The organism is Sorangium sp. So ce394, assembly GCF_051474665.1.
In the GTDB taxonomy this organism is placed as follows: domain Bacteria; phylum Myxococcota_A; class Polyangia; order Polyangiales; family Polyangiaceae; genus Sorangium; species Sorangium cellulosum_D.
Map to the genome: position 1 here is coordinate 2248632 of NZ_CP150339.1, position 24022 is coordinate 2272653.

Genomic DNA, 24022 nt, shown 5'->3' on the forward strand with positions numbered 1-24022 from the left:
GAGGCGAGGCACGAAGGAGCGATGCGCACATGAAACGCTTGATGACACGCAGGAACCTGTTGCGCGGCGCGGGCGTCTGTCTGGCGCTGCCGTGGCTCGAGAGCCTCGCGCCGCGCGGGGCGCGCGCGGGGGAGCCCGGCACCCCGAAGCGCTTCCTGCTCTGCACGTTCCCGAACGGGGCGCCCCATCACTGGTGGGAGACGGCCCCGGCGTTCGGAAAGACGTTGAAGGGCGCCGACTTCAAGCTGCCGAGGGTGCTCGAGCACTTCGCGCCGGTGAAGTCGAAGATGCTCATGATAAGCCGCCTCGGCAACTACACGTGGAGCACGGAGCAGCACCCCTACATCGAGCCTTCCCACTCGCGCCTCGGCGCGGCGCTCTCGACCTGCGTGGACGCCGATCAGCTGGGGAGGGAGGCGCGCCAGGACCTCGGCGAGTGGGTGGGCAACGGCGTCTCGGTCGACCAGCTCATCGTCCAGAAGGCAGGCCCGGAGCAGGCGACCCGCATCCCGTCGCTGCAGACGGGGCTCGGGGTCAAGCCCGGCTTCTTCGACCAGCGCAGCTACGCCTACAACCAGGTCGTCTCGTGGAAGAGCCCGCGCGAGCCGCTGAAGCGCTCGGTCAACCCGAAGGCGGTGTTCGACGCGCTCGTCGGCGCGGGCGTGGGGGCCGGCGTGCCAGGGCAGAGCGACGAGGAGGCCAGGATCGAGGCGGAGCGCCGCGCGGCGGCCGAGAAGAGCGTCATCGACGGCGTGCTCGCGGACGCGAACTCGCTCATGAACCGGGTCGGCTCCGAGGATCGCAAGATCGTCCAGCAATACCTGGACTCGCTGCGCGAGATCGAGAAGAACGCGACCCGCGTCCAGGACACGATGACGCCGGGGCAAGGGAGCCTCGGCTGCAGCCCGATCGGCCAGCCCGGCGTGGTCCCCGAGCCGCCGGGCCAGGCGGAGGGGCTCAACGAGAACGACAACACGGGAGCCGGCCCGTACAAGCACGAAGATCACGCGAAGGTCATGATCGACCTCATCGTCATGGCCATTCAATGCGACGTGACGCGCGTGATCACCCACATGCTCGACGACATGCGCTCCGAGTTCGAGTACCGGTGCATCCCGGAGGACGTCCGCGCCAAGGTGGGGCTCGCGTACAGGAGAGAGAGCAGCCTGCACTACCACTCCTCCCAGCACGCCGCCGGCAACCTGGACAAGGCGACCCAGAATGGCCAGTACAAGATCATCGCGCAGAGCAACCTCGACTACGCGGCGATCAACTGCTGGCTCAACCAGAAGAGCGCGCAGCTCGCGCAGCGGCTGGACGCGATCCCCGAGGGCGACGGCACGGTGCTCGATCACTGCGTCATGGTGCACATGAGCGAGATGCGCTCGCACGATCACGACGGGTACGACCTGCCCATCGTGCTCCTCGGCGGCGACGGCGTCTTCTTGAACGACGCGCACGTCGCTTACGGCGCCCTCGGCAGCGATCGCCAGCTCCGCGATCTGTGGTTCACCATCATGAACCAGTACTACGGCCTGGGCGTCACGTCGTTCGGCGAGGACCGCCGCGGCGCGCCGAACGCGTTGCTCGAGGAGATCCTGCGGTAGCGCGGCGACTCCCTCCCCGGAGCGCCCGCCTCCCGGCCTCCCCATCCGCCTCCGCTCAAGCAAGTCCGCTCAAGCAGGCGCGGCCAGGCGGCCCGCCATGTACCGCGCGGGCGACGTCCCGAGCGCTTTGCGAAACATGGTCACGAAGCTGCTCGCGCTCTCGTAGCCGAGGTCCAGCGCCACGCTTTGCACGGTCGCGCCGCGGGAGAGCTTCTGGATGGCGAGGATGATGTGGAGCTGCTGGCGCCAGCGGCCGAAGCTCAAGCCCGTCTCCTCGACCAGGAGACGGTTCAAGGTGCGCTCGCCGACGCCGATTCGCTTCGCCCACGCCTTCGTCGTCGCGCCGTTCGCCGGATCGGCGGTCATCGTGTCCACAAGACGACGGAGCCGCGGATCGGTCGGCATCGGCAGGCGGTGCTTCTCGATGGAGACGGTCGCGAGCTCGTCGAGGAGCACGCTCACCAGCCGCGCGTCCGGCCCTTCGAGGTCGTAGAGCGCGGGGCGCGTCGCCAGGCGCAGCAACAGCTCGCGGAGGAGCGGCGTCACCGACACCGCGCAGCAATCCCGCGGGAGGTTCGGCGCCGCGCCGGGCTCGACGAAGACGCTGTAGCCCTCGAGCGGCGCCCGCGCGCGGATCCGATGCGTCACCGACGCGGGGATCCACAGCGCCGATTGCGGCGGCACGATCCAGAGGGCGCTCGACCCTTCGCAGACCAGCTCTCCGCGCACCAGGTACATGAGCTGCGATTCGCGGTGCGCGTGAGGCTCGCTCTCGAGCCCGCCGCTCGCCATGCTGAGCCCGATCGCGTTCACCGGCCGCGCGACCTCGGTCTTCCAGCGCCCACGCGCCTCGAGCGCGAAACGGGTCGCGAGCGACTCGAGCGACGCCGCCGCGCCACGGGGCTCGTTCGCCACCTGGACGTCTCCGCGGATCGTCCAGCCCGTCGGATGCTCAATCCGTGTCGCCCCCGAGCTCCGCCGCTTCGCTGCCATGACCGCTTTGAACAACAATTTGTCTTGATTGCGCAATGCGGTCAAGGCGCCGGTTGCTTAGGCTCTCCTCCCATGAAATCTGATCCCTTCGCCATCCTGCCCGACGGGCGGGTGCGCGCCGTGCTGCGGCGCCTCCACGACGACGCCGACCGGCAGGTGCCTGGCGTCATCCTCCATTTCTTGCCGAAGCTGCCGCGGATGCTCCTCGGCCGCCGCATCGACGCTCCGGGCACGGAGCTCGACTTCGCCGACAAGTACCTCGCGATCGGGAGCGACCAGGGCGCCTTCTGCTACCTGACGGCGCGGGCGCTCCGCGCCAAAACGATCGTCGAGTTCGGCACGTCGTTCGGCGTCTCGACGCTGTGGCTGGCGGCGGCGGTGCGCGACAACGGCGGCGGCCGCGTCATCGGCACCGAGCTCGTGCCGGAGAAGGCGCGGCGCGCGCAGGCGAACCTGGAGGAGGCGGGGCTCGCGTCCTTCGCCGAGATCCGCGTCGGCGACGCGACGGAGACGCTGCGGGCCGACCTCGGCGAGGTGGACTTCATGCTCAACGATGGGTTTCCCCTGCGAGCCCTCGACGTGCTGAAGCTCGTCGCCCCGGCCCTGCGTCCGGGCGCCGTGGTGGTGACCGACAACGTCGGCGTCTTCAGGGCCGACTACCGCGACTATGTCGCCTACGTGCGCGATCCGCGCCACGGCTTCGCGTCGATGACGGTGCCCTTCCGTTCGGGCACCGAGTACTCGGTCCGGCAGCCGGCACACCCGGGCTGACCGGGCCAGCGGCAGCCCCGAGAACGCGCGCGCGACGGCGTCCCGGTGGCGGCTCGCGACGGCCCCCGCGCCCCGTCGACGGTGCTCATGTCGACCGAGCCAGCGCCACCGCGTCGGGGCCGGCCGGGAAACGGAGCTTCCCGGTCGCGTCGTTCGCGGCGCGCCACACCACCTCGGCCACGTCGGACTCCCTCGTCACCGCGGACGGCTGCCCGAGAGATGCGAAGATGCGCTGCGCGAAAGGCGCGTACGCCTCGGGGATCAGCCCCTGCATCCGGGCCCCCCCGTTGCTCGTGAAGCTCGTGCTGGGGCCATAGCCCGGCTCGACCAGCTTCACCCGCACATCGAACTCCGCGAGCTCGAACGCGAGCGACGCGGTGAACCCCTCGATGGCCGTCTTGCTCGCCGTGTACACGGCCACCAGCGGCATGGGCGCCAGCGTCGCGCTCGAGGTCACGTTCACGATCACCCCCGACCTGCGCGCGCGGAGCTGGGGCAGCACGGCCTGCGTCATCGCCATCACGCCGAAGGTGTTGGTCTCGAACACCTCGCGCACCGTGGTCATCGGCGTGACCTCGAAGGCGCCCAGGAGCCCGATGCCCGCGTTGTTGACGAGCACGTCGATAGGCCCGCTCGCCTCGATCGCGGCCGCGACGCTCTCGGGCTTCGTCACGTCGAGCGCGACCACGCGCACCCGGTCCGATCGGGGCAGGACGTCCTCGCGCGGCGTTCGCATGGTGGCGACCACGTTCCAGCCGTGCGCGTGGAAGTGGCGCGCTGTCTCGAGGCCATAGCCAGAAGAGCAGCCAGTAATGAGCACCGTTTTCATCGCGTTACCTCCCAGCGCGTCGCCTCTTCGGGGCGTGCGGTCATCGTTGCGCGAAATCGATTCGTTCTGTTCTCGTCGACTTCTTTGCCGCGGTGCGCGCGGCGTTCATGGGGGTAAAGTAGTCGCGGCACGCCGGACGATCTATCGTGCACAGTCCGCATTTCGTTTGCTAGAGTCCGGACGTGAACGACCCGCTCTCGGAAGTCATCGCGCTGCTCCAGCCGCGCGCCGTGTTCTCGAAGGTCATCAGCGGAGCTGGCCGCTGGGGGGGTCGCTACTCGGACTTTGGCCAACCGAGCTTCTCTGCCGTGCTCGAGGGCCGCTGCCGTCTCGCTGTCGATGGTCAGCGCGCCGTCACGCTCGAGGCAGGTGATTTCGTGCTCCTGCCGGCGACGCCGGGCTTCACGCTGTCGGGCTTCGAGCCGGTGAGGCCGGAGCGCGTCGACCCCAAGCTCACGCCCGCGCCGACGGGCGAGGTCCGCCACGGCACGCGCGGCGGACGCCCCGACGCGCGGCTGCTCGGCGGGTATTTCGTCTTCGACGCGCCGGACGCGGCCCTCATGGTGTCGCTGCTGCCGGCGCTGGTGCACGTGCGCGGCGTCGAGCGGCTCTCGGTCCTGGTGCGGCTGGTCGGCGAGGAATCGAACGAGCAGAAGGCGGGTCGCGATCTCGTGCTCACGCGGCTCGTGGAGGTGATGCTCGTCGAGGCGCTGCGGTCGACGTCAGGCGACGACGCGCCTCCGGGGCTCCTGCGCGGGCTCGCCGATGCGCGGCTCGCGCCGGCGATACGGCGGATGCATGCCGAGCTCTCGCGCTCGTGGACGGTGGCCGAGCTCGCGAAGGCGGTGGCGCTCTCGCGCTCGACGTTCTTCGAGCGCTTCACCCGCGCCGTCGGCCTGCCGCCGATGGAATACCTGCTCGCCTTGCGCATGGCCGTGGCGAGGGATCTGCTCCGCCGCCACGACCTCGGGATCGCCGAGGTCGCCGAGCGCGTCGGCTACGGCTCGGCGAGCACCTTCAGCACGGCGTTCAGCCGGCACGTGGGCCAGCCTCCGAGCCGCTACGCGCGCGCAGGCTAGAGCGACGGGAAGCCCGCGCCCCTCGGTGTGCCGCAGCTCACCGCGGAGGGGGCCGCTCTCGGAGGTCACGCACCAAGCGTGAGGATCGTGGCCCCGCTCCGCCGGTCCCGGCGGCCCTGTCTGCGCGCTTGACAATCCATAAGCGTCGGCTTATAGGTTGGTCATGCAGCGCGCGGCCGCGGCCGAGGACAAGATCTTCCAGGCGCTGGCCGACCCCAGCCGCCGGGCGATCTTCGAGTCGCTCACGCGCGGCGAAGCGGCGGTGAAGGACCTCACGGCGCGCTTCGACATCTCGCAGCCGGCGGTCTCGCAGCACCTCGCCACCCTGAAGGACGCCGGCCTGGTGAACGCCCGGCGCGAAGGGCGCTGCGTCTACTACCGGGTGGAGCCGCGCGGGATGAAGCCGCTCCTCGACTGGATCTCACACTACCGCGCCTTCTGGACAGACCGCATCGATCGCCTCGAAGCCCTGCTGGAGAAAATGGACGAATGAGCCTCATCGACAATACCGCCCCGTCGCAAACCGAATCCATCTCCTTCGAATTCGATCTGCGCCATTCACCGGAGAAGGTGTGGCGCGCGCTCACCGACCCCGAGCTGCTCGCGGAGTGGCTCCTGCCCGCCGTCGGGTTCAAGCTCGATCCCGGGGCCGCGTTCACGTTCAAGACGCAGCCGTACCCCGGTTGGGACGGCACCGTGGACTGCCGCATCCTCGAGATCGAGGCGCAAAGGAAGATCAGCTACACGTGGAACGTGCCTTTCCTCGACACCGTCGTGACCTTCACGCTCACCCCCACGGCGTCGGGCACCCGCCTGTCGCTCGAGCAATCGGGCTTCAAGCCGGACCAGAAGCAGAACTTCGGCGGCGCGCGCTACGGCTGGAAGATGATGGGTGGAAAGCTCGTCGACCTGCTCGCGAGGCTCCCGTGAACAAACTGGTTCGACAGAGCCACCGCTGGGTGTCCGTCGCCTTCACGGTGGCCGTCATCGCCAACTTCGTCGCCTTGGCCTCGGGACAGGGGCAGCCTCCCGCCTGGGTGACCTACTCGCCGCTGCTCCCGCTCGCCTTGCTCCTGTTCACCGGCCTGTACTTGTTCGTGCTGCCGTATGCCACCAAGTGGCGCAGCGGGCGGGCCGCCGACTGAGCGGGCAGCCTGCCGGGGGGATCTCTTCACACACCGTCGAACATCCATGACAGGATCGCGAAACATGACCGCCTCCAGCCAGCACGCCGCAGACCGCCACGACCTGATCCGCGTCCAGGGCGCCAGGGAGAACAACCTGAAAGACGTCAGCGTCGAGATCCCCAAGCGGCGGCTGACCGTGTTCACCGGCGTCTCGGGATCGGGCAAGTCGTCGCTCGTGTTCGGCACCATCGCGGCGGAGTCGCAGCGGCTGATCAACGAGACCTACAGCGCGTTCGTGCAGGGGTTCATGCCGACGCTGGCCCGGCCCGAGGTCGACGTCCTGGAAGGGCTGACGACCGCGATCATCGTCGACCAGGAGCGGATGGGCGCCAACGTCCGGTCGACGGTCGGCACGGCCACCGACGCCAACGCCATGCTGCGCATCCTCTTCAGCCGGCTCGGGAAGCCGCGCATCGGGTCGCCCAACGCCTTCTCGTTCAACGTCCCCTCGGTCCGCGGCGCCGGGCAGATCGTTGTCGAGAAGGCCGGCGGGAAGAAGACCGAGGCGCGCACGTTCGAGGTCAACGGCGGCATGTGCCCGCGATGCGAGGGGATGGGCTCGGTCTCCGACATCGACCTGTCCCAGCTGTACGACGACAAGAAATCGCTCAACGAGGGCGCGATCACGATCCCCGGCTACAGCATGGAAGGCTGGTACGGCCGCATCTTCAGGGGCTGCGGCTTCTTCGACCCGGACAAGCCGATCCGCAAGTTCAGCAAGAAAGAGCTGCACGACCTGCTCCACAAGGAGCCGACCAAGATCAAGGTCGACGGCATCAACCTCACCTATGCAGGGCTGATCCCGTCGATCCAGAAGTCGTACCTGTCCAAGGACGTCGACGCGCTGCAGCCGCACATCCGGGCGTTCGTGGACCGCGCGGTCACCTTCACCACCTGTCCCGAGTGCCGCGGCACCCGGCTCAACGAGGCGGCCCGGTCCTCCAAGATCAAGGGGATCAACATCGCCGACGCCTGCGCGATGCAGATCAGCGACCTCGCCGCGTGGGTGCGCGGCCTGGACGAGCCGTCCGTCGCGCCGCTCCTGGCGACGCTGCGGGAGACGCTCGACTCGTTCGTGGAGATCGGGTTGGGCTACCTCAGCCTCGACAGGCCGTCGGGCACGCTGTCGGGCGGTGAGGCGCAGCGCACCAAGATGATCCGCCACCTCGGGTCGTCGCTCACCGACGTGACCTACGTCTTCGACGAGCCGACGGCCGGGCTGCACCCCCACGACATCCAGCGGATGAACGACCTGCTGCGGCGGCTGCGCGACAAGGGCAACACCGTCCTCGTGGTCGAGCACAAGCCGGAGGTGATCGCGATCGCCGACCACGTCGTCGATCTCGGCCCCGGCGCCGGCACCGCCGGCGGCAAGGTGGTCTTCGAGGGCACCGTCGACGCGCTGCGGGCCAGCGGCACGCTCACCGGCCGCCACCTGAACGACCGGGCCTCCCTGAAGCCGTCGGTGCGGAAGCCGTCGGGGGTGATCAAGGTGCGCGGCGCCCGCACGCACAACCTGCAGAACGTCAACGTCGACATCCCGCTCGGCGTGCTGGTGGTGGTGACCGGCGTGGCCGGGTCGGGCAAGAGCTCGCTCATCCACGGCTCGGTGTGCGGCCGGGAAGGGGTGGTGGCGGTCGACCAGACCCCGATCCGCGGCTCGCGGCGGAGCAACCCGGCGACGTACACCGACCTGCTGGAGCCGATCCGCAAGGCGTTCGCGAAGGCCAACGGCGTGAAGCCCGCCCTGTTCAGCGCCAACTCGGAGGGCGCCTGTCCGACCTGCAACGGCGCCGGGGTGATCTACACCGACCTGGCGATGATGGCCGGCGTCGCCACGGTCTGCGAGGAGTGCGAGGGCCGGCGGTTCCAGGCGTCGGTGCTGGAGTACCGGTTCGGCGGGCTCAACATCGCCGAGGTGCTCGACCTGTCGGTCGACGACGCGGCCCGCTTCTTCGGCGCCGGCGAGGCGCGTACGCCGGCCGCGCACGCGATCCTGCAGCGCATGGCCGACGTGGGGCTCGGCTACCTCCGGCTCGGCCAGCCGCTCACCACGCTGTCGGGCGGCGAGCGGCAGCGGCTCAAGCTCGCGACGCACATGGGCGAAGACGGCGGCGTCTACGTGCTCGACGAGCCGACCACCGGGCTGCACCTGGCCGACCTGGAGCAGCTGCTCGGGCTCCTGGACCGGCTTGTCGACGCCGGCAAGTCGGTCATCGTGATCGAGCACAACCAGGCGGTGATGGCGCACGCCGACTGGATCATCGACCTCGGGCCGGGCGCGGGCCACGACGGCGGGCGGATCGTGTTCGAAGGCACCCCGGCCGACCTGGTGGCGGCGAAGTCGACGCTGACCGGCGAGCACCTGGCGGCGTTCGTCGGCGGCCGTCCGAAGGCCGCCTCAGGCGGCGCGCCCGAGCCGCCCCGGGCGCGTCGTCAGAGGGCGTGACCTCGCTCGCCGGTTGGCCGCGAGCCCGACGGATCCGGCGTCCCGCGCGCAGATCCGCGTGACCGAGCAGGTCGTCGCGGAGCTAGGCGCCGCGGGCGGCTCAAAGGCCGAGGCCGGGTCTCGGACCCGCGCACCTGGTGAGCAGGGCCTCGACCTGGTCGGCGGGATCGAGCGAGTACTCGTAGAAGTCGCTCGGATCGAAGAAGGAATACGTCGATCCGCTCGACTCCTTGTCCCCCGAGGTGGAACGGTAGATGTTCCCCGTGGCGACCAGCGTGCCGTCGTCATAGTAATGCGGGCGATTCACCGTGTCGAACACGCTGTTCTCGAGCACCATGTTGGTGCCGCCGCGCGCGTAGTTGCCGTAGGAGTCGATGCGCTGGAGCCAGTTGTTGTAGAGGTGGGCGCGGAGCACGTTGTCCGTGCTGGGGTTCCGCTGGTTCAGGTCGCGGAACCAGTTGTGGTGGATGGTCATCTGCGCGGTGAGGTTCTCCGTCCAGCCGATCCCGAACGCCTTGTTGTGATCGCTCAAGATGCTCCAGGACACCGTCAAGTACGAGGTGTCCTTGCGGCTGTCGATCATGCCGTCGCCGATGTGGTGCAAATGGCAGTGATCGATCCAGACGTGGTGGGCCGTGTCCATCTGGACGCCGTCGAAGTCCTGCGTCTTCCCTTCCCAGTCTCCTTCGACGAAGGTGTCCCCGATGGTCAGGTTCCGCAGGATGACGTTGTGCACCCCGCTCCCCAGGAAGAACCCCCCCTGGGAGATCTCGGCCGTCGCGCCCACGCCCACGATGGTCTTGTCCGACGCGACCGAGATCTCCTTGCCCTTGGGGGACATCGTGATCTTTCCCTGGACCCGGATCACATAGGGCTCGGCCGCGCCGGCGTACTTCTCGAGATCGGCCTGCGTCGTCACCGTGACCGTCTCTCCGTCTCGTCCGCCATAGGTCCCGTCTTGGCCCTCGCCGCTCACACTGGCAAAGCCCTCCAGGGTCAGGGGACACCCCTCGCTGTCGACCGCGCCGCCCGCGCCTCCGCCTCCGTCGCCGCCCGCACCCCCCGAACCCGCGCCCGGCTCGCCGCCGCCCGCTCCCCCCGACGCGCTCGCCGAGCCGCCGCCCCCCGTGCCTCCCGGGCTCGGATCTCCACCCGTGACCGAGCTTCCGGCGGCCGAGCTCTCTCCGCTCGCCGCGCCTCCCATCGTCGCGCCCGTGCTCCCGCTTCCCCCTGCCAGCGAGTCCGTGCCTCCCGGGCCGTCGGGCGCTGAAGTCCCGCAGGCGAGGGCGAGGCCGAGCGGGGAGAGCGCGAGGACGAAGGAGGCGACGAGGTTCTGCTTCATCGCGCTTTGATCTTTCTTTGGTCTCGAGGCACAAGGGTCGATGAGAGGCGCTCTCAGTCCGCGAACGTGGGCCTCCAGGGCGCGAGCATGCTCTCGACCGTGTAGCTCGCAGCCTCGGCCGCGCTGAGCTGCCTGGATTCCGGGGCTCGCTCGCGCGGCTTCGCGCCAGGTCCCGTGGTCATGTGCTCGGCGAAGCGCGCGGTCGCGAGCGTGTTGTCGCCCATGCGGACCCAGCCCTGGGGCGCGATGTGCCCGCCGAGCTCGGTCCCGAGGTAGGCGGTCGCTCCGTAGGGCCTCCAGTTGCGACCGAGGGCGACCGAGCCGGACCTGACCGAGCCGGCCGCCGTGGCCCGTCCTCCGAGGAACACGATCCCGAAAGGGATCGATTCGTCCGTGCTCGGCGCCGTGATCGCCGTCCCGCCCGCGGCGTTGTGCATCGTGCAGTTCTCGAAGACGGCCGTGGCGCCCCCGAAGATGAAGTCGACGCTGCCCTCGATGTAACAGTCCCTGAAGTACTGCGTGCCGTTCTTCACGTAGAGCGTGTCCTGGTAACCGAGGGCCCGGCAGCGACGGAACTGCACGCGGCTCCCGGAGACGAGGAGAGCGACGGCCTGGATGCCTGGGCCCGTGCTGTTGGCGAAGGTGATGTTCTCGACCGAGACGTCGCTCGCGGAGATGTTGACGCTGAAGCTCCCCGAGGTGCCCAGCGTGCCCCCTGCGCCGTTCGAGGTGTTGGCGCTGTCGCCGTAGGTGAGCACGGTCGTCTCCGCCTGACCTGCCTGGCCGCAGAGCGTCAGGTGGGGGCGGTCGACGACGAGCTTCTCGGCGTAGGTCCCAGGGGCGATGCGAATCACGGTGGGCGTCGTGTTCGACCTGGCGACGCTGTTGATCGCGGCTTGAACCGAGGTGAAATCCCCCGAGCCATCCCGGTTCACCTCGACGAGCGGCCCACCTGTCACGCTGTTGCAGTCGGACGCGCCGCTGCCGCCGCCCGAGCCACCTGCGCCTGAGCCGCCGCCGCCCTCGCCGCCGGTCCCCGAGCTGCCGCCCGCGCCGCTCGCAGGGCCGCGGCACAGACAGTAGTCGGACTGGTGCCCCGAGTCGCACGGCACGGCCGGGAGCGCCTCGTTGGCGCCGCAGCTTCCCTCGAGGTTCTCGTAGGCGGCCTCGCAGGCGAGGCCTGCGGCTCCGCACGCCGCCGTGCAGCCGCTCCCGTTCTGGAAGACGGCGCCGCAGAAATCCTCGCCCGAGGTGCAAAGCTCGAAGCCGGCCTCTTCGATCGGGGAACAATCGACGGGCACGCCGCCGCTCGCGCCGGTGCCAGCGCCTCCCGAGCCGCCGGGCGACACCGCGCCTCCGCTCCCCGTCGTGCCGCTCGATGGCCCGCCGGACGCGGTCGTGCCGCTCGAGGGCCCGCCGGATGCGGCGGATGAGCCGCCTCCGGCCGCGGAGGTCAGCGGGTCGGCGTCCTGCTCGCTCGAACAGGCGAACGAGCCAACGAGAGCGAGAGGGCCCGCGCAGATCCACGCGACCGCTCCGAGCGAACGATGATGGAAGTTTCGACTGCCGTCGGAATGGCGGAAGAGCGCGCTGAAGGGCAACACGACGGGTGGTTGTTCGAGGGAGGTCGGACCCGTCAAAAAAAAAGGCGGGCGTTACTCGCGCGCGAGCGGCAGCGCCCAGGGCCCTCCCGCGCCGGCGCGAGAGATCACCTGGGGAAAGGCGTCGCTCGCCCGCTCGGGCGTGTAGTCGTAAGGAGGCGTGAAGACGTCATCGGCTGGCTCCTCGCCCCCGCCGCCCAGGTGAACGCCGCTCCCGTCGCGGTAGAGGTTCGAGCCAGGGACGGCCAGGAGGAGCCCGATGCCCGTCTCATCGCTGCAGGTCGTGCGCCGCGTCGCTGCCTCGACGTTCTCGAACACGCTCGCCTCGAGCAGCAGCTGCCCCTCGCACGAAGCGCCTACCGCCCACTCCGAGATGTTCGAGAACACGTTGTTGAACAGGTGGACGCGCGCCCGGGATCCGACCGCGATGGGGGCGCGCGTGCTCGCTTCATCGAAGCGACAGTGGTGCATCGTCACCTCGGAGTCGGTGATCGTGGAGGCCCAGCGCTCGCGGCCGCCGCACTCGGCCTCGTTGCTCCCGTCGAAGTGGACATAGGAGACGGTGACCGCGCTCGTGCCCGCGAGGATGTCGGTAAAGGCGTCGCTGATCCACTTGACGGTCGTGTGATCGATCCAGACCCTGGAGGGGTGTGTCAGCGTGAACGCATCGCCCGCTTCGAGCAGGCCGGCGTTCAGATCGTAGAGGGCGAGGTTGCGGATGATGACGTTCTGGCTCTCGTCGAGGGCCATGGTCACGCCCGGCAGCGCCGCGCCGCGTCCGAGCCCGACCAACGTCTTGTTCGAGCCGAAGCGGAGGATGCGATCGTCCCGCGTCGCGCCGACGAGCTGGCTAGCGCAGGTCGCATCTCCGGTGAGGACCTGATAGAACGTCTTCTCGGCATCCTCCGAGCAGGCGCTCGGGCAGACCTCGATGTCCGCGACGTCCGCTCCCCTGCGGCGGAAATCGTGGATGCCTTCGGCGAGCAAGAGCACCGCCGGCTCGGCGGAGCCGGCGAGCCTCTCGAGATCGGCCCAGCTCGAGACGAGCACGGGCGTCGCGCCTGCGCCGCCGGTGGTGCCCTCGCCGAAGCCGACCGGCTCGACCCGTATCACCTTCCGGAGGGCGATGGGCCCCCTCGTCCCGGGCGCCGGCCCGATCCAGCGAGCCGTCGTGTTCGATGGAAAGGAACCCCCGGGATCGCAGCCCGGCAGATCTCCCGCGCTCCCCAGCTCGCGCGCCGCCATCCAGCCGCTGTCGTCGTAGCCAGGCGCCGTCCAGTCTCCTTCCGGCGCCGTGCTCAGCTTCCAGTCGCTGCCGCTCCCGTAGCTGCGCTCGAGCTCGTCGAGCTGGACGAGCGCCGCGGGGGTCCCCGCTGCGGCATGGACGCTCACGGCGATCACGTTGTCGCCCGGGAGCAAGGAGAGGGGCACGAAGCGCGGAGCGCGCGCCGATTCGCTCACGGCGATGAGGGCGCCGTTCCAATAGACGCGGAAGGTATCGCGCGCCGTGATGGAGAGACCGGGGCCCTCGAGCGCACCATAGCTCTCGCTGACGAGCGGCGACCGCGCGAGCTCCTCTCCTTCCCCGAAGGCGGCGCCCGGAGGGAGCTCGTCGTCGGGCGAATCTCCCTCGCAAGCGAGGTCCGCGAGGGAAGGAGAGCTGCCGCCGAGGCCCGCGTCTCCGGGGAGCCGCGTGGCCGTCTGGATGAGCTGGTCCTCACAGGAAAACCCCCAGGCCGCGGCCGAGAGCGCGGCGGCTCCGAGGACCCAGGTGCTGCGGGAGAGACGCATAAGGAACGAGGCAAAGCTGGGAGGCCATGCCGTGGAGCGCAAGCAAAATGCTCCGAGTTTCCTGCCTCGACCCCGCGGGCCGGCAGCTGCCGAATTTTTCTGGCGGGTCGAGACGCCCCCAAGTAACTAGGGGGGAGTGGCTCACCCCACGCGCTCCGTATCACCGCCGCCGGTGCCCACCTTGGCCCGCTTTCCCGCTGAAAAGCGGTCGGACGCGAGCCTGGTCGCCGGCGCGGCCGCAGGAGAGCGCGAGGCCATGGCCGTCATCTGGGATAGGTACTCCGGCCTCGTGCGCGGTGTGCTCTATGGCGCCCTCGGCCCCGATACGAGCCTCGAAGATCTGGTGCAGGAGGTGTTCCTGTCCCTGATCCAGGGCGCCGCGCGCATCCAGGACGGGCAGGCCCTCCGTGGCTATCTCGCGACCATCGCGGCGCGGCACGCGGCGCTCGAGATCCGGAAGCGCAAGATACGCCGCTGGGTGGGCCTCTCCCCGAGCGGGGAGCTCCCCGAGCGCGCCCTCGAGCGCGTCGACTTCGAGCATCGCGAGGTGCTCCGCGCTCTCCACCGCGTGCTCGACAGGCTGAGCACGCGCCGGCGCATGGCCTTCGTGCTGCGCCACGTCCAAGGCCTCGACATGCTCGAGACGGCCGCGGCCCTCGGCGTGTCCGAATCGACGTTGCGCCGGGAGCTCGAGAGCGCACGCGAGCTCCTGCGAAAGGCGCGTGAGCCAGCCCTCCAGGAGTTTTTGTCTCAGCGTGAAGGACTCTGGCCATGAGCGACCCCGGACGACAGCTCGATCCCGTTGCGGAGCTCCTGCAGCGCGCCGCTCGGCTGAGCGAGACAGAGCGCATCGAGGCGCGCGCCGCCTTCCTGCGCCGCGTCGACGAGGAGCAGGCTCGCGCGAGCAAGCCGCGGGCGGTCGTGCGCTGGGCAGCGCCGCTCGCCCTCGCCGGGAGCGTGTTGCTCGCTCTCTTCCTCTGGCTGCCGGAGCGAGGCCTCGACTATGTCGTTGAAGGGGCGGAGGAGGAGAGCGGCTATGTGCGCGTGCCCCTCGATCACCCGGCCGCCATCACCTTCTCCGATCGGACGCAGATCCGGGCGGCGGCAGGGGCGCGGCTTCGCATCGACGAGATCAAGAACGAGAGCGGCGCCCGCGTCTCGGTCGAGCGCGGCCGCGTCGACGCCGAGATCACGCACACCGGGCACAGCGATTGGCGCTTCGTGGCGGGTCCCTTCGTGGTCCGCGTCACGGGCACGCGCTTCGAGCTCCACTGGGACGCCGACCGCGAGCGGATCGAGGTGATCCTGCACGAGGGCTCGGTCGAGGTGGAGGGCTACGCCGGTTTCGGCGCCGTGAGCGTGCGCGCGGGGCAGCGCTTCGTGGGGGACGCGTCGGCGAGGACGCTCCTCGTCAGCGACACCGCGGCGCACGGCCCCGAGCCCGCGCCTCCCGCCGCGCAGGGAGAGGGCGCCGAGGTCGCGCCGGCGCCGCCGGAGCCCGCGGGCTCTCCGGAGCCGAGCTCCTCCGAAGATCCGGCGCCCCTGGCCGCCCCGCCGAGCGGCAAACCGTCCTGGACCAAGCTCGTTTCTCAGGGCGAGTTCCGGCGCGTCGTCCAGGAGGCCGCGGCGCGGGGCGAGCAGGCTTGTCTCGCCTCCTGCGACGCCGCCGATCTGAACGCCCTGGCCGACGCCGCCCGCTATGTGGGGCAGGGCGAGCTCGCCGAGCAGGCCCTGCTGGCCCTGCGCTCGCGCTACGCGAAGGCCGCAGGGAGCCGGGCCGCCTTCTTGCTCGGGCGCCTGCACGAGGGCCGCGGCGCCGCCGCGCGCGCCAGGACCTGGTACGAGACGGCGCTCCGCGAGGCGCCGAGCGGCCCCTTCGCCGCCGAATCGCTCGCGGGAAAGATGCGCACCGTCCAGATCCTCGAGGGGCCCGCCGCGGCGCGCGCGGTGGCGCAGGAGTACCTGCGCCTCTTTCCGAGCGGGGTCCACGCCAAGACGGCCCGACAGCTCGCCGCGCAGCCCTGATCCATGGGTCAGCGGGCGCGAACGCTCCTCGTCCTGCTGCTGCTGCTCGCCTGCCCTCGACTGGCCTGGGCGCAGCGGGTGCTCGTCGTGCGGCCGCCCCCGCGCGACGCCACGCTCTTCGAGGCCTTCGGACGGCTCAGCGCCGAGCTCGAGCTGCAGTCCTTCGAGGTGATCGCGCTCGGGAGCGCCGCGCGCCCTCCCGGGGCCGAGGAGCTCGAGCGAAAGGCGCAGGAGAGCGAGGCCTTCGCGGCTGTCGCGCTGAGCCGCGACGGCAGCGGCACGGCCGCCGAGGTGTGCATCGTGGATCGCGTGACCGGCAAGACGACCACGCGCAGGCTCCTCATCGACCCTTCGAGCGATGGCCCGATGCTCCTCGCCGTGCGCGCCGTCGATCTGCTGCGCGCAAGCCTCCTCGAGCTCGGCTCGGGCGAAGCCCCCGCGCGGGACGTGCTCGGCGTCGAGGCGCAGCCGCCCGCCCCCGAGGTGCTCCGCTTCTCCCAGAAGCCTCCCCGCTTCCACCTGCGCACCGGAGGGCTCGTCCTCTTCACGCCTCCGATCGGCGGCGGCGCGGGGGCGCAGATCGGGGCGCACTATCGCGTCGACGAGAGCCTCCGTCTCGGCCTGCTCCTGGGCGGCCCCCTCTTCGGCGCCGAGTTCCGTGGTGGAGGCGGCGCTGCCCAGGTGCGCCAGGAGCTCGCGCTCCTCCGGGCCAGCTGGAACCTCGCGCCAGCAGCTGCCGGTCCTCACTGGGAATGGGGGCCGCTCCTCGGCATCGGCGCCTATCATCTCCAGGCCACCGGCGACGTCACGTTGCCGCTCGTGGGGCGCAGCGAGGGGTTTTTCTTCTTTGCCGCCGACGTGGGGCTGAGCGCCCAGTTCTTCTTTCTTCCGAGCGTGAGCCTCGGCTTCGAGCTCACCTGCCTCACGCTCCTGCCGCGCCCCGTCATCGCCGTCGACGAGGCGCGCTCCGCTCCCCTCATCGCGCAATCCCTGGGCGCGCTCAGCCTGGGCGTCGCGTTTTGACGGCGCGGCGCGCGGGCGGCAGCTCGTTTTCCGAGGTCGGCCGTGGCTCAGGGCGTCGACTGCGTCACTCGCCCCCGCCGCGCACCGACGCGACGAGCTCCTCCACGAAGCGCGACGCCGGCCGGGCCTCCAGCTCCTCCCACGTCCCGGCCTGCGTCACGCGCCCCGCCTCGAGCACGGCGATGCGCCTCCCGAGGAGCCGCGCGTCGGCCGCGTCGTGCGTGACGACGATCGTCGGGAGGGCGAGCGCCTCCAGGTACCCCGCGAGGAACGCCCGCACCTCGCGGCGGGAATGGACGTCGAGCGCGGCCAGCGGCTCGTCGAGCAGCAGCGCCCGCGGGCTCACGGAGAGCGCGCGCGCGAGCGCCACGCGCTGCCTCTCGCCCCCGGAGAGCGCCTCGGTCCGGCGGTCCGCGTGCTCGGCGATGCCGAGGTCGTGCAGCACCGCGTCCACGCGCGCGCCCACGGCCGCGCCCCTCCGGCGCGATGGATCGCTCCTCACCGCGAACGCGACGTTCTCCCGGACGGTGAGGTGCGGAAACAGCGCGTAGTCCTGCGGCACGTAGCCGATCCCGCGCCGCTCGACCGGCACGTCGATGCCGGCGGCCGTGTCGAGGAGCGCCGCGCCCCCGATCTCGACCCGCCCCCGGTCCACGGGGAGCACGCCGAGCAGGAGCGAGAGCAGGCTCGTCTTCCCCGCGCCGTTGGGCCCCACGAGGGCCAGCGTCCCCGCTCCGGTCTCGAGCTCCGCGTCGATGCGCAGCCGCCCGACCCGCGCGGCCACGCGGGCGCGAAGCCCCTCCGCGCCGGTCACGGCGCCGCCTCGCCGCGCCCGGCGGAGCGCCGCGCCGCGGCCCGCACGAACAGGAGCAGCGCGAACGCCACGGCGACGAGGACCATCGACAGCGCCTGCGCCGCGCGCATGTCCGACTCGAGCGCCGTGTAGATGGCGAGCGGCAGCGTCTGCGTCCGGCCTTGCAGGTTCCCGGCGAACATGAGCGTCGCGCCGAACTCGCCGAGGGAGCGCGCCCAGCTCATGGCCGCCCCCGCGACGAGCCCCGGGGCCGAGAGCGGCAGCGCCACGCGAAAGAACACCCGGAGCGGCGACGCGCCGAACGTCCGCGCCACCACCACGAGCTTCGGGTCGACCCGCCGGAACGCGCTCGTCGCCGCCTGCACGAAGAACGGCGCCGAGACGAACACCTCGGCCATGACGACCGCCGCGGTCGTGAACGTCACCGACCACCCCTCCGGGTACAGCCAGCCGGCGAGGAGCCCGCGCCGCCCGAAGGCGAGCAGCATCGCGACCCCGGCGACCGCCGGCGGGATCACGATGGGCAGCTGCACCGCCGTCTCGACCGCGCGCGCGAGGCGCCCGCGCGCGCGCGCGAGCGTCCAGGCGAGCGGCGTCCCGAGGACCACCACGAGGGCGAGGCTGGCCGCGGTGGTGACGAGGCTCAGCCGCAGCGCGGGCCACACGAGGGGGTGGCTGAGCCCCTGCTCGACGTCCGCCGCCGTGGCCGTCACGAACAGCGCCAGGATCGGGACGGCCAGGAACGCCACGAGGACCGCGCCGATCGCGGCCAGGGCGCCCTGCTCCGCGCGGAGGCGCGCGCTCACGGGCCCGATCCGCCCCCGGACGGCGCGAGGAACCCGGCGCGCCGCAGCGCGCTCTGCCCGGCCTCCGAGCGCGCGAGGTCGACCCAGGCGCGCGCGAGCCCCGGGTGCGCGGCGCCGGCCACGACCGCGATCGGGTACTCGGCGACGACGTTGACCTCGGGCGGGATCGCCACGACGGTCACGCCGTCCTGCGCCGCCTGCGCGTCGGTCCGGTAGACGACGCCGACCTGCGCCTCCCCGAGGCGCACCTTGGTGAGCACCTGGCGCACGTTGAGCTCGCGCGAGGCGACCTTGGCCTCGACGCGCGCGCGGAAGCCCGCGCCCAGGGACGCGGACGCGCGATCGAGGATCTGCAGGGTGTAGCGGCCGATCGGGACCTCCGGGGCGCCGAGGACGATCCGGTCCGCGCCGGGGAGGTCGGCGAGCCCCCGGATCGCGCCGGCGCTCTCGCGCGCGACGACGAGGACCGGCTCGTTGCGCGCGAAGACGACCGGGCCCACGGCGCGCCCGGACTTCACGAGCTCGTCCATGTGGCGCTGATCGGCCGAGGCGAGCACGTCGGCCGCGGCGCCGTGCTCGAGCTGCGTGCGGAGCTCCTGCGTGCCGGCGAAGTTGAACGTGACCTCGACGCCGGGGTGAGCGCGCTCGAAGTCCTCGCCCATCGCGGTGAACACCTCCCGGAGGGAGGCGGCGGCGAAGACGGCGAGCCTGTCCTCGCGCGGGGCAGACGGAGGCCCCGAGCGCCCGCAGCCGAACATGGCGACGAGGCACGCCGCGAGGACCAGGCGCGGGAAGGCGCGCACCAGCGGTCGTCGGGCGAGGCGCGTCCGCAAGGCCCCTGGGGGCCGTCTCCCCGCGCGCGCCGTCATGCCGCCCGCACCTCCGCGACCCGCTCGCCCGCCGGGCGGACGTCGTAGCCGAGGACCGACAGCTCGCGGCGGAACGCCCCCGAGACGAGCACGTCGAGCAGGCGCTGGACCCGCGCGTCGGCGAGCGACGCGCGCGGGATCGCGAGGTCGTAGCGCTCCTCGGCCAGGGCGACGAAGCCGAGCCCGAACGCCATCGCCGCGTCGCGCGTGGCGACGCCGGTGTCCGCCGCGCCCATGGCCACGGCGCGCGCGACGTCGAGGTGGCCGGCGGCGCGGAGCGGCGGCCTGCGCGCGAGCTCGATCGGCAGCCCGTGACCGCGCACCTCGCGCTCGAGGAGCCGCTGGGCGCCCGCGCCCGCCTCGCGCCCGACGAGGCGCAGGCCGGGGCGGCCGAGATCGGCCGCGCCGCGGATCCGGGCCGCGTCCTCGAGGCGGACCACGAGGCCCGCCTCCCAGCGCGCGAGCGTGATGAGGGCGATCGGCTCGGCGTGCCCGAGCTTCCGGACGTCGGCGACGTTCGCCTCGCCGGTGCGCGCGTCGACGAGGTGGACGCCCGCGACGTGGGCGCGCTGCCCGCCGAGCGCCTGGAGGGCCGCGGTGCTCGACCGGGGGAACCAGAGGAACCGCCCCGGCCCCGGCCGCGTGTTGAGCCGGTCGGCGAGCAGCCCGAGCCCCGCCGCGCAGCCCATCACGACGACGTTGTCCTCGACCTCGGCCAGCGCCCGGAGGGGCTCGACGTCCGCCTTCCCGCGCCGCTCGCCGGTCACGATGCCGTCCGCCGCCGTCCGCGCCGCGTCGTGGTCGAGCGGGTAGGCGACCCAGCGGCCCGCGATGCGCGCCACCGCGGCGCGGCCCGACGCCGCCGGGGCGTCGAGCTCGGCGGCGATGGCGGCCGCCGCGCCCGGCGCGCCGAAGAGGTCCTCGACCTGGCAGTCGAGGGCGCGCGCGACGCGCAGCGCGACGTCGACCGCCGGCGTCGCGCGGCCCGCCTCGATGGCGCCCACGCTCTGCCGCGTGAGCCCGGCGCGCTCCGCGAGCGCGATCTGCGACAGCCCGCGCGCCTCGCGCCGCTCGCGGACCCGGTTGGCGGCTCGGCCGGCCATGGCGCGTGATCTTTACATCGAGGAACGCATGCTTGTCACCGCATTCGCGCGCGAACGCCCCGGCGGCCGGGCCATCCCGCTCGGCCGCCCGCGCACGAGCGCGGTAGCGCGTCGGTCGAGCGCCAGCGCCCCAGCGCCGGTCGGCGGTCTTCTCTAGGACGCTGAAGAAGGCCGAGTGGCGCACGTGGAGCGCGTGGGAGCAACGGCGGACTGCCGTGCTCCGGCGCGACGCCGGCGCGCCGGGGCCGCCCCCGGCGCGGCTCCGGGGGCAGCTTGCTCCCCGCGCTGCCCGGCCTAGCTTTTGAGCGGGGATCAGCCACGAAGGAGCGAGGGCCCTCTCCATCCGCTGGCCCGCTAGCCCCGTCGAGAGCAGGGAGGAAACCTTGGTTATGCCGACGCGGACGCGCTTCGAGGCCACGGCGAGGAGGGGCTATGCCATCCTGATCCTGCTCCTGGCGGTCGGCATGGCGTTCTCCCTTCGCCGGTTCTCGTCCGTGGCGGACGCTCAGATCGAGTGGCTGAGCGAGAAAGAGCGCAACATCACGCTCGTGGAGCGGCTCCGGTGGACCGCCGAGCTCGTCGTGTCTCACGGCAGGGGCTACCTCGTTTCCGGAAATCGAGAGCTCCTCGACGAGGCCGAGGACGCCAAGGCGCGCTTCCGCGAGAACATCCGCGCGCTCCGCGCCGAGTCGCTCAGCCCGACGGCTCTCCAGCTGGTCGCGGACGTCGAGGAGGCGGCCGGGCGCTTCATCCTGATCCAGAGGGAGCTGCTCGCGGCCCGGGAGCGGACCGAGGACGCGGGCCTCATCGCGCGCCGCTTCGACGAGGAGCTGCGGCCGCGTCGCCGCGATCTCTATCGCTCCCTCGAGCGCCTCGTCGACCACAAGGAGTTTGCCATCGAGGCCGCCTATGCCGGCGCGCGGGCGGAGCGAGCCGAGCTCGCGCTGCGGCTGTACAGCCTGCTGGGCCTCCTGGCGTCGACCGGCCTCGGCGTCGCATGGTACTTCACGAGGCGCCTCGGCGGCCTGTACCAGCAGGTGCGGGAGGCGCGCGAGGCCGCGCGCAGGGCGGTGACGGCCCGCGACGAGCTCATGGGCATCGTGGCCCACGACCTGCGCAACCCGCTCAGCGCGATCACGTTGAAGGCCGCCCGGCTGCGGAGGGCGGCCGACTCCGAGCAGGTACGGCAGCAGGCGGAGTCGATCGAGAACGTCGCCAAGCGGATGGAGCAGCTCATCCGGACCATGCTCGACGCGGCGACCCTGGAAACCAGCAAGTTCTCGGTGACGCCCGCGCCGTGCGCCGTCGACGATCTCCTGCGCGAGACCCTGGAGCTGTTCGGGCCGCTCGCCGAATCCAAGCAGGTTCGGCTCGAGCAGAGCGTGAGCGCGCCCGGGCTCGTGATCTCCGCCGAGCGGGGGCGCGTGCTCCAGGTGCTGTCGAACCTCGTCGGCAACGCGCTGAAGTTCACGCCTCAGGGCGGCCGGGTGACCCTCTCGGTCGACCGGGAGAGCGAGATGGCCCGCTTCGGCGTCATCGACACGGGGCCCGGGATCCCCCGCGAGGACCTCCAGAGCATCTTCGAGCGGTTCTGGAAGGTCGAGGCGCCCGGGGAGAGGGGCACCGGGCTCGGGCTCTACATCGCCAAGGGGATCGTCGACGCGCACGGAGGCCGCATCTGGGCGGAGAGCGAGGTCGGGCGCGGCGCCCGGTTCTACGTGACGCTCCCGCTCGTCGAGCCCGCCGCGCAGCGGGCGTCCGCCGCGGAGGAGGCGCCCGCGCTGTCCGCGGAGGGCGACCCTCGCGCCGGCGGGTGAGGCGCCCGCCGGGACGCGAGCCCCGCTCGGGGCGCCCTGCGCGTCACCGCCGCTCGCCGGCCGGCGCCTCCTCCCGGACCCGCGCGTAGAGCAGGACGTCGCCCACCCGCCCGTCCTTCACCACGTGCCGGCGCATCCGCGCCTCGAACGCGTAACCCGCCTTCTCGAGCACGCGGGCCGACGCGCGGTTCCAGTCGAAGATCCCCGCCTGGATGCGCTCGAGGCCGAGCTGCTCGAGGCCGGCCCGCGTCAGCGCGATCACCGCCTCGGTGGCCAGCCCGCGGCCCCAGTAGGCCGCGCCGAGCCAGTAGCCGATCTCGGCGGTGCAGCGGTGCACGTCGTCGAAGCGCTCGAGCCCGATCGCGCCGGCCGCCTCCCCGTCCACCACGATCGCCAGGGCCTCGGCGGGCTGCGCGCGCGAGGCGCACAGCGCGACCCAACGCTCGGCGTCGGCGCGCGTGTACGGGTGCGGAAAGCGATCCCGGAGGTTCGCCCAGACGCGGCGGTCGTTCGCGTTCTTCACGAGCGCGTCCACGTCGGCCGCGGTCCAGGGACGGAGCGTGAGGGAGGGGGTCTCGATGATCATGGAGTCGGTTCCTCCGGTCGAGCCTCGCCGGCTCGGGGGGTGGATCGAGCCTCGCCGGCTCGGGCGGTTGCGCGATCGAACAGCTTCACGACCATCTCGGTCCCGATGCCGGTCGCGACCATCCGCTCGCGGCGGTTCGAGAGCAGCGCGCCGAGCCACGGCACCGCGCCCCCGTCCCCGACCGGGAGCTCGAGCCCGTCGTCCCGACGGACGACGAGCTGGACGAACGGCCCGGCGTAGTAGCCGAGCCCCTGCAACCGCGCGAGATCGTAGACGATCTCGACCTCCGGCCGCGCGCGCGCGAGCGGCTCGCCCACCTCGGCGACCCAGCGCTCGGCGCGCGCGACGGGCTCCGGACCGAGGCCGAGCGACCGCGCCGCCCCCACGTAGTCCGCCGCCGCGCGCGGCAGATCCACGGATGCCTCGCGCAGGGCCGCCTCCGACGACCCCGGCTCGTGCGCCTTCGCCCGCTGCGCCAGCGCGTCCGCGTCGAGGCCGCGCGCGCCGAGGCACGCCCGGACCACGGCCGTGTCGGAGAGGACCACGCGCAGGCCCGCCGCGCGGAAGCCGGCCGCGGGCAGCGCGCGGATGAGGTCGGCCCAGACGAGCAGGTGCTCGAGCAGGGCGCGCCGCTCGCACGCGTCGTCCTCGCTCCGGCCCGGCGAGCGGGCCGCGGTCACGAGGGCGAACAGGCGGAAGTGCGGCGAGAAGCCGGGGTGCTTCGTCGGCTGCATGCGCAGCACGCGCTGGCTCGCGCAGAAGCGCAGCGGCTCGCCGCCCCGGGTCTCGCGCCGGCGCCGCGCCGCGTGCAGCGCGAGCCCGGTGGTCGGGTCGGCGGCGACCTCGGCGAAGCGCACCGTCGCGAGCACGTTGTTCGGCTCGACGCCAGCGCACGCGGTGGCGCCGAGCGGGCCGACCGGCGCGAGATCCACCGCCTCGAAGCCCGCCGCCGCCGCGTACGCCGCCGCGTCGAAGGCGTGGATGCGCCGGGCGTCCGCGGCCGACGCGTGGGTCATGGGCGCCCGCTCCGCGTGGTCCAGGACCTCGGCGAAGCTCCGCCGCAGCGCGCGCTGGCGCAGGCAATGGAGCAGCAGCGTGGTCAGCTCGTTGCCCGGCAGGCCCTCCGCGAGCAGCCGATCGAGCGGCTGGCCGGCGTGCGCCTCGGCCGCGCGGCGCGCGATGCGCGACGACAGCTCGCTCGTCTTGCCGCCTTCCGGCGCCCGCGGCGGACGAGCGGTGGCCTGCTCCTCTCGCGCGGTGTCCGGTGTCGTGAGGTCGTCGGTGGTCGCCATGGCGGGCTCCTCGTCGACACCGTGACCCGGATCTGGCA

The 24022-nt window shown here is 72.1% G+C and carries 22 protein-coding genes; 11 read left to right on the forward strand and 11 right to left on the reverse strand.

Annotated features, from left to right (window positions below; translation table 11 throughout):
* Window positions 1-29 precede the first annotated feature (29 nt).
* Window positions 30-1607 carry a DUF1552 domain-containing protein gene (locus WMF33_RS08260; RefSeq protein ID WP_437336628.1) on the forward strand — a complete coding sequence of 526 codons (1578 nt, stop codon included), beginning with the start codon at window positions 30-32 and terminating at the stop codon, window positions 1605-1607.
* Between the two features lie 69 nt (window positions 1608-1676).
* Here WMF33_RS08260 and WMF33_RS08265 read toward each other — a convergent pair whose 3' ends face one another.
* Complete coding sequence (locus WMF33_RS08265) at window positions 1677-2522, reverse strand: AraC family transcriptional regulator (protein ID WP_437336629.1); 846 nt, start codon at window positions 2520-2522, stop codon at window positions 1677-1679.
* Window positions 2523-2672: 150 nt separating this feature from the next.
* On the opposite strand from WMF33_RS08265, the gene WMF33_RS08270 reads away from it, so the two are divergent.
* Complete coding sequence (locus tag WMF33_RS08270) at window positions 2673-3371, forward strand: O-methyltransferase (protein ID WP_437336630.1); 699 nt, start codon at window positions 2673-2675, stop codon at window positions 3369-3371.
* 85 nt (window positions 3372-3456) lie between these two features.
* Here the strand turns inward: WMF33_RS08270 and WMF33_RS08275 are convergent, their stop codons facing one another.
* Window positions 3457-4200: an SDR family oxidoreductase gene (locus WMF33_RS08275; RefSeq protein WP_437336631.1), complete on the reverse strand. Its 744-nt coding sequence runs from the start codon at window positions 4198-4200 to the stop codon at window positions 3457-3459.
* 182 nt (window positions 4201-4382) lie between these two features.
* Between WMF33_RS08275 and WMF33_RS08280 the strand changes: the two genes are divergently transcribed.
* The 5 genes from WMF33_RS08280 (at window position 4383) to WMF33_RS08300 (ending at window position 8915) form a co-directional block, all read left to right on the forward strand.
* The gene (locus WMF33_RS08280) at window positions 4383-5279 is read left to right on the forward strand and encodes a cupin domain-containing protein (protein WP_437336632.1); all 897 of its coding nucleotides are present in this window, start codon (window positions 4383-4385) and stop codon (window positions 5277-5279) included.
* A gap of 163 nt (window positions 5280-5442) precedes the next feature.
* A complete protein-coding gene (locus tag WMF33_RS08285; protein WP_437336633.1) occupies window positions 5443-5772 on the forward strand; it encodes an ArsR/SmtB family transcription factor in 330 nt (109 codons plus the stop codon).
* Window positions 5769-6209 (forward strand): SRPBCC family protein, encoded by a 441-nt coding sequence (locus WMF33_RS08290; protein WP_437336634.1) that lies wholly within the window; start codon window positions 5769-5771, stop codon window positions 6207-6209. The genes WMF33_RS08285 and WMF33_RS08290 overlap by 4 nt, the downstream gene beginning before the upstream one ends.
* A complete protein-coding gene (locus WMF33_RS08295; protein ID WP_437336635.1) occupies window positions 6206-6424 on the forward strand; it encodes a hypothetical protein in 219 nt (72 codons plus the stop codon). The genes WMF33_RS08290 and WMF33_RS08295 overlap by 4 nt, the downstream gene beginning before the upstream one ends.
* A gap of 64 nt (window positions 6425-6488) precedes the next feature.
* Window positions 6489-8915 carry an ATP-binding cassette domain-containing protein gene (locus WMF33_RS08300; RefSeq protein ID WP_437336636.1) on the forward strand — a complete coding sequence of 809 codons (2427 nt, stop codon included), beginning with the start codon at window positions 6489-6491 and terminating at the stop codon, window positions 8913-8915.
* Between the two features lie 100 nt (window positions 8916-9015).
* Here WMF33_RS08300 and WMF33_RS08305 read toward each other — a convergent pair whose 3' ends face one another.
* The 3 genes from WMF33_RS08305 to WMF33_RS08315 form a co-directional block, all read right to left on the reverse strand.
* Window positions 9016-10257 (reverse strand): pectate lyase family protein, encoded by a 1242-nt coding sequence (locus tag WMF33_RS08305; RefSeq protein WP_437336637.1) that lies wholly within the window; start codon window positions 10255-10257, stop codon window positions 9016-9018.
* A 53-nt stretch (window positions 10258-10310) separates the two neighbouring features.
* Window positions 10311-11606 carry a pectinesterase family protein gene (locus WMF33_RS08310; RefSeq protein ID WP_437336638.1) on the reverse strand — a complete coding sequence of 432 codons (1296 nt, stop codon included), beginning with the start codon at window positions 11604-11606 and terminating at the stop codon, window positions 10311-10313.
* A gap of 306 nt (window positions 11607-11912) precedes the next feature.
* Window positions 11913-13649 carry a hypothetical protein gene (locus WMF33_RS08315; protein ID WP_437336639.1) on the reverse strand — a complete coding sequence of 579 codons (1737 nt, stop codon included), beginning with the start codon at window positions 13647-13649 and terminating at the stop codon, window positions 11913-11915.
* A 172-nt stretch (window positions 13650-13821) separates the two neighbouring features.
* On the opposite strand from WMF33_RS08315, the gene WMF33_RS08320 reads away from it, so the two are divergent.
* The 3 genes from WMF33_RS08320 to WMF33_RS08330 are packed head-to-tail and all read left to right on the forward strand — an operon-like array spanning window position 13822 to window position 16697.
* Window positions 13822-14424 carry an RNA polymerase sigma factor gene (locus WMF33_RS08320; RefSeq protein WP_437336640.1) on the forward strand — a complete coding sequence of 201 codons (603 nt, stop codon included), beginning with the start codon at window positions 13822-13824 and terminating at the stop codon, window positions 14422-14424.
* Window positions 14421-15674, forward strand: a complete 1254-nt coding sequence (locus WMF33_RS08325; RefSeq protein WP_437336641.1) for a FecR domain-containing protein — start codon at window positions 14421-14423, stop codon at window positions 15672-15674. Before WMF33_RS08320 ends, WMF33_RS08325 begins: the two co-directional genes overlap by 4 nt.
* 3 nt (window positions 15675-15677) lie before the next feature.
* A complete protein-coding gene (locus tag WMF33_RS08330) occupies window positions 15678-16697 on the forward strand; it encodes a hypothetical protein (RefSeq protein WP_437336642.1) in 1020 nt (339 codons plus the stop codon).
* A gap of 64 nt (window positions 16698-16761) precedes the next feature.
* On the opposite strand, the gene WMF33_RS08335 is transcribed toward WMF33_RS08330, so the two are convergent.
* From WMF33_RS08335 to WMF33_RS08350, 4 genes are all read right to left on the reverse strand, one after another.
* Window positions 16762-17511, reverse strand: coding sequence for an ABC transporter ATP-binding protein (locus WMF33_RS08335; protein ID WP_437336643.1), 750 nt, complete (start codon window positions 17509-17511; stop codon window positions 16762-16764).
* On the reverse strand, window positions 17508-18317 hold the full coding sequence (locus tag WMF33_RS08340; RefSeq protein ID WP_437336644.1) for an ABC transporter permease: 810 nt from the start codon (window positions 18315-18317) through the stop codon (window positions 17508-17510). The genes WMF33_RS08335 and WMF33_RS08340 overlap by 4 nt, the downstream gene beginning before the upstream one ends.
* Window positions 18314-19120 (reverse strand): molybdate ABC transporter substrate-binding protein, encoded by an 807-nt coding sequence (gene modA, locus WMF33_RS08345; protein ID WP_437336645.1) that lies wholly within the window; start codon window positions 19118-19120, stop codon window positions 18314-18316. The genes WMF33_RS08340 and modA overlap by 4 nt, the downstream gene beginning before the upstream one ends.
* Window positions 19121-19182: 62 nt before the next feature.
* Window positions 19183-20289, reverse strand: a complete 1107-nt coding sequence (locus WMF33_RS08350) for a substrate-binding domain-containing protein (protein WP_437336646.1) — start codon at window positions 20287-20289, stop codon at window positions 19183-19185.
* Window positions 20290-20678: 389 nt separating this feature from the next.
* Here WMF33_RS08350 and WMF33_RS08355 point away from each other — a divergent pair, with 389 nt between their 5' ends.
* The gene (locus WMF33_RS08355; protein ID WP_437336647.1) at window positions 20679-22106 is read left to right on the forward strand and encodes a sensor histidine kinase; all 1428 of its coding nucleotides are present in this window, start codon (window positions 20679-20681) and stop codon (window positions 22104-22106) included.
* Window positions 22107-22149: 43 nt separating this feature from the next.
* Here the strand turns inward: WMF33_RS08355 and WMF33_RS08360 are convergent, their stop codons facing one another.
* Window positions 22150-22692 carry a GNAT family N-acetyltransferase gene (locus tag WMF33_RS08360; protein WP_437336648.1) on the reverse strand — a complete coding sequence of 181 codons (543 nt, stop codon included), beginning with the start codon at window positions 22690-22692 and terminating at the stop codon, window positions 22150-22152.
* Window positions 22689-23984, reverse strand: a complete 1296-nt coding sequence (locus tag WMF33_RS08365) for a hypothetical protein (protein WP_437336649.1) — start codon at window positions 23982-23984, stop codon at window positions 22689-22691. The genes WMF33_RS08360 and WMF33_RS08365 overlap by 4 nt, the downstream gene beginning before the upstream one ends.
* Window positions 23985-24022: the final 38 nt, after the last annotated feature.

Coding starts and splice junctions, on each gene's coding strand:
- WMF33_RS08325 (WP_437336641.1), top strand. CDS start 14,421: ATGAGCGACCCCGGACGACAGCTCGATCCCGTTGCGGAGCTCCTGCAG.
- WMF33_RS08350 (WP_437336646.1), bottom strand. CDS start 20,289: ATGGCCGGCCGAGCCGCCAACCGGGTCCGCGAGCGGCGCGAGGCGCGC.
- WMF33_RS08365 (WP_437336649.1), bottom strand. CDS start 23,984: ATGGCGACCACCGACGACCTCACGACACCGGACACCGCGCGAGAGGAG.
- WMF33_RS08330 (WP_437336642.1), top strand. CDS start 15,678: ATGGGTCAGCGGGCGCGAACGCTCCTCGTCCTGCTGCTGCTGCTCGCC.
- WMF33_RS08275 (WP_437336631.1), bottom strand. CDS start 4,200: ATGAAAACGGTGCTCATTACTGGCTGCTCTTCTGGCTATGGCCTCGAG.
- WMF33_RS08355 (WP_437336647.1), top strand. CDS start 20,679: ATGCCGACGCGGACGCGCTTCGAGGCCACGGCGAGGAGGGGCTATGCC.
- WMF33_RS08290 (WP_437336634.1), top strand. CDS start 5,769: ATGAGCCTCATCGACAATACCGCCCCGTCGCAAACCGAATCCATCTCC.
- WMF33_RS08260 (WP_437336628.1), top strand. CDS start 30: ATGAAACGCTTGATGACACGCAGGAACCTGTTGCGCGGCGCGGGCGTC.
- WMF33_RS08300 (WP_437336636.1), top strand. CDS start 6,489: ATGACCGCCTCCAGCCAGCACGCCGCAGACCGCCACGACCTGATCCGC.
- WMF33_RS08315 (WP_437336639.1), bottom strand. CDS start 13,649: ATGCGTCTCTCCCGCAGCACCTGGGTCCTCGGAGCCGCCGCGCTCTCG.
- WMF33_RS08270 (WP_437336630.1), top strand. CDS start 2,673: ATGAAATCTGATCCCTTCGCCATCCTGCCCGACGGGCGGGTGCGCGCC.
- WMF33_RS08360 (WP_437336648.1), bottom strand. CDS start 22,692: ATGATCATCGAGACCCCCTCCCTCACGCTCCGTCCCTGGACCGCGGCC.
- WMF33_RS08285 (WP_437336633.1), top strand. CDS start 5,443: ATGCAGCGCGCGGCCGCGGCCGAGGACAAGATCTTCCAGGCGCTGGCC.
- WMF33_RS08305 (WP_437336637.1), bottom strand. CDS start 10,257: ATGAAGCAGAACCTCGTCGCCTCCTTCGTCCTCGCGCTCTCCCCGCTC.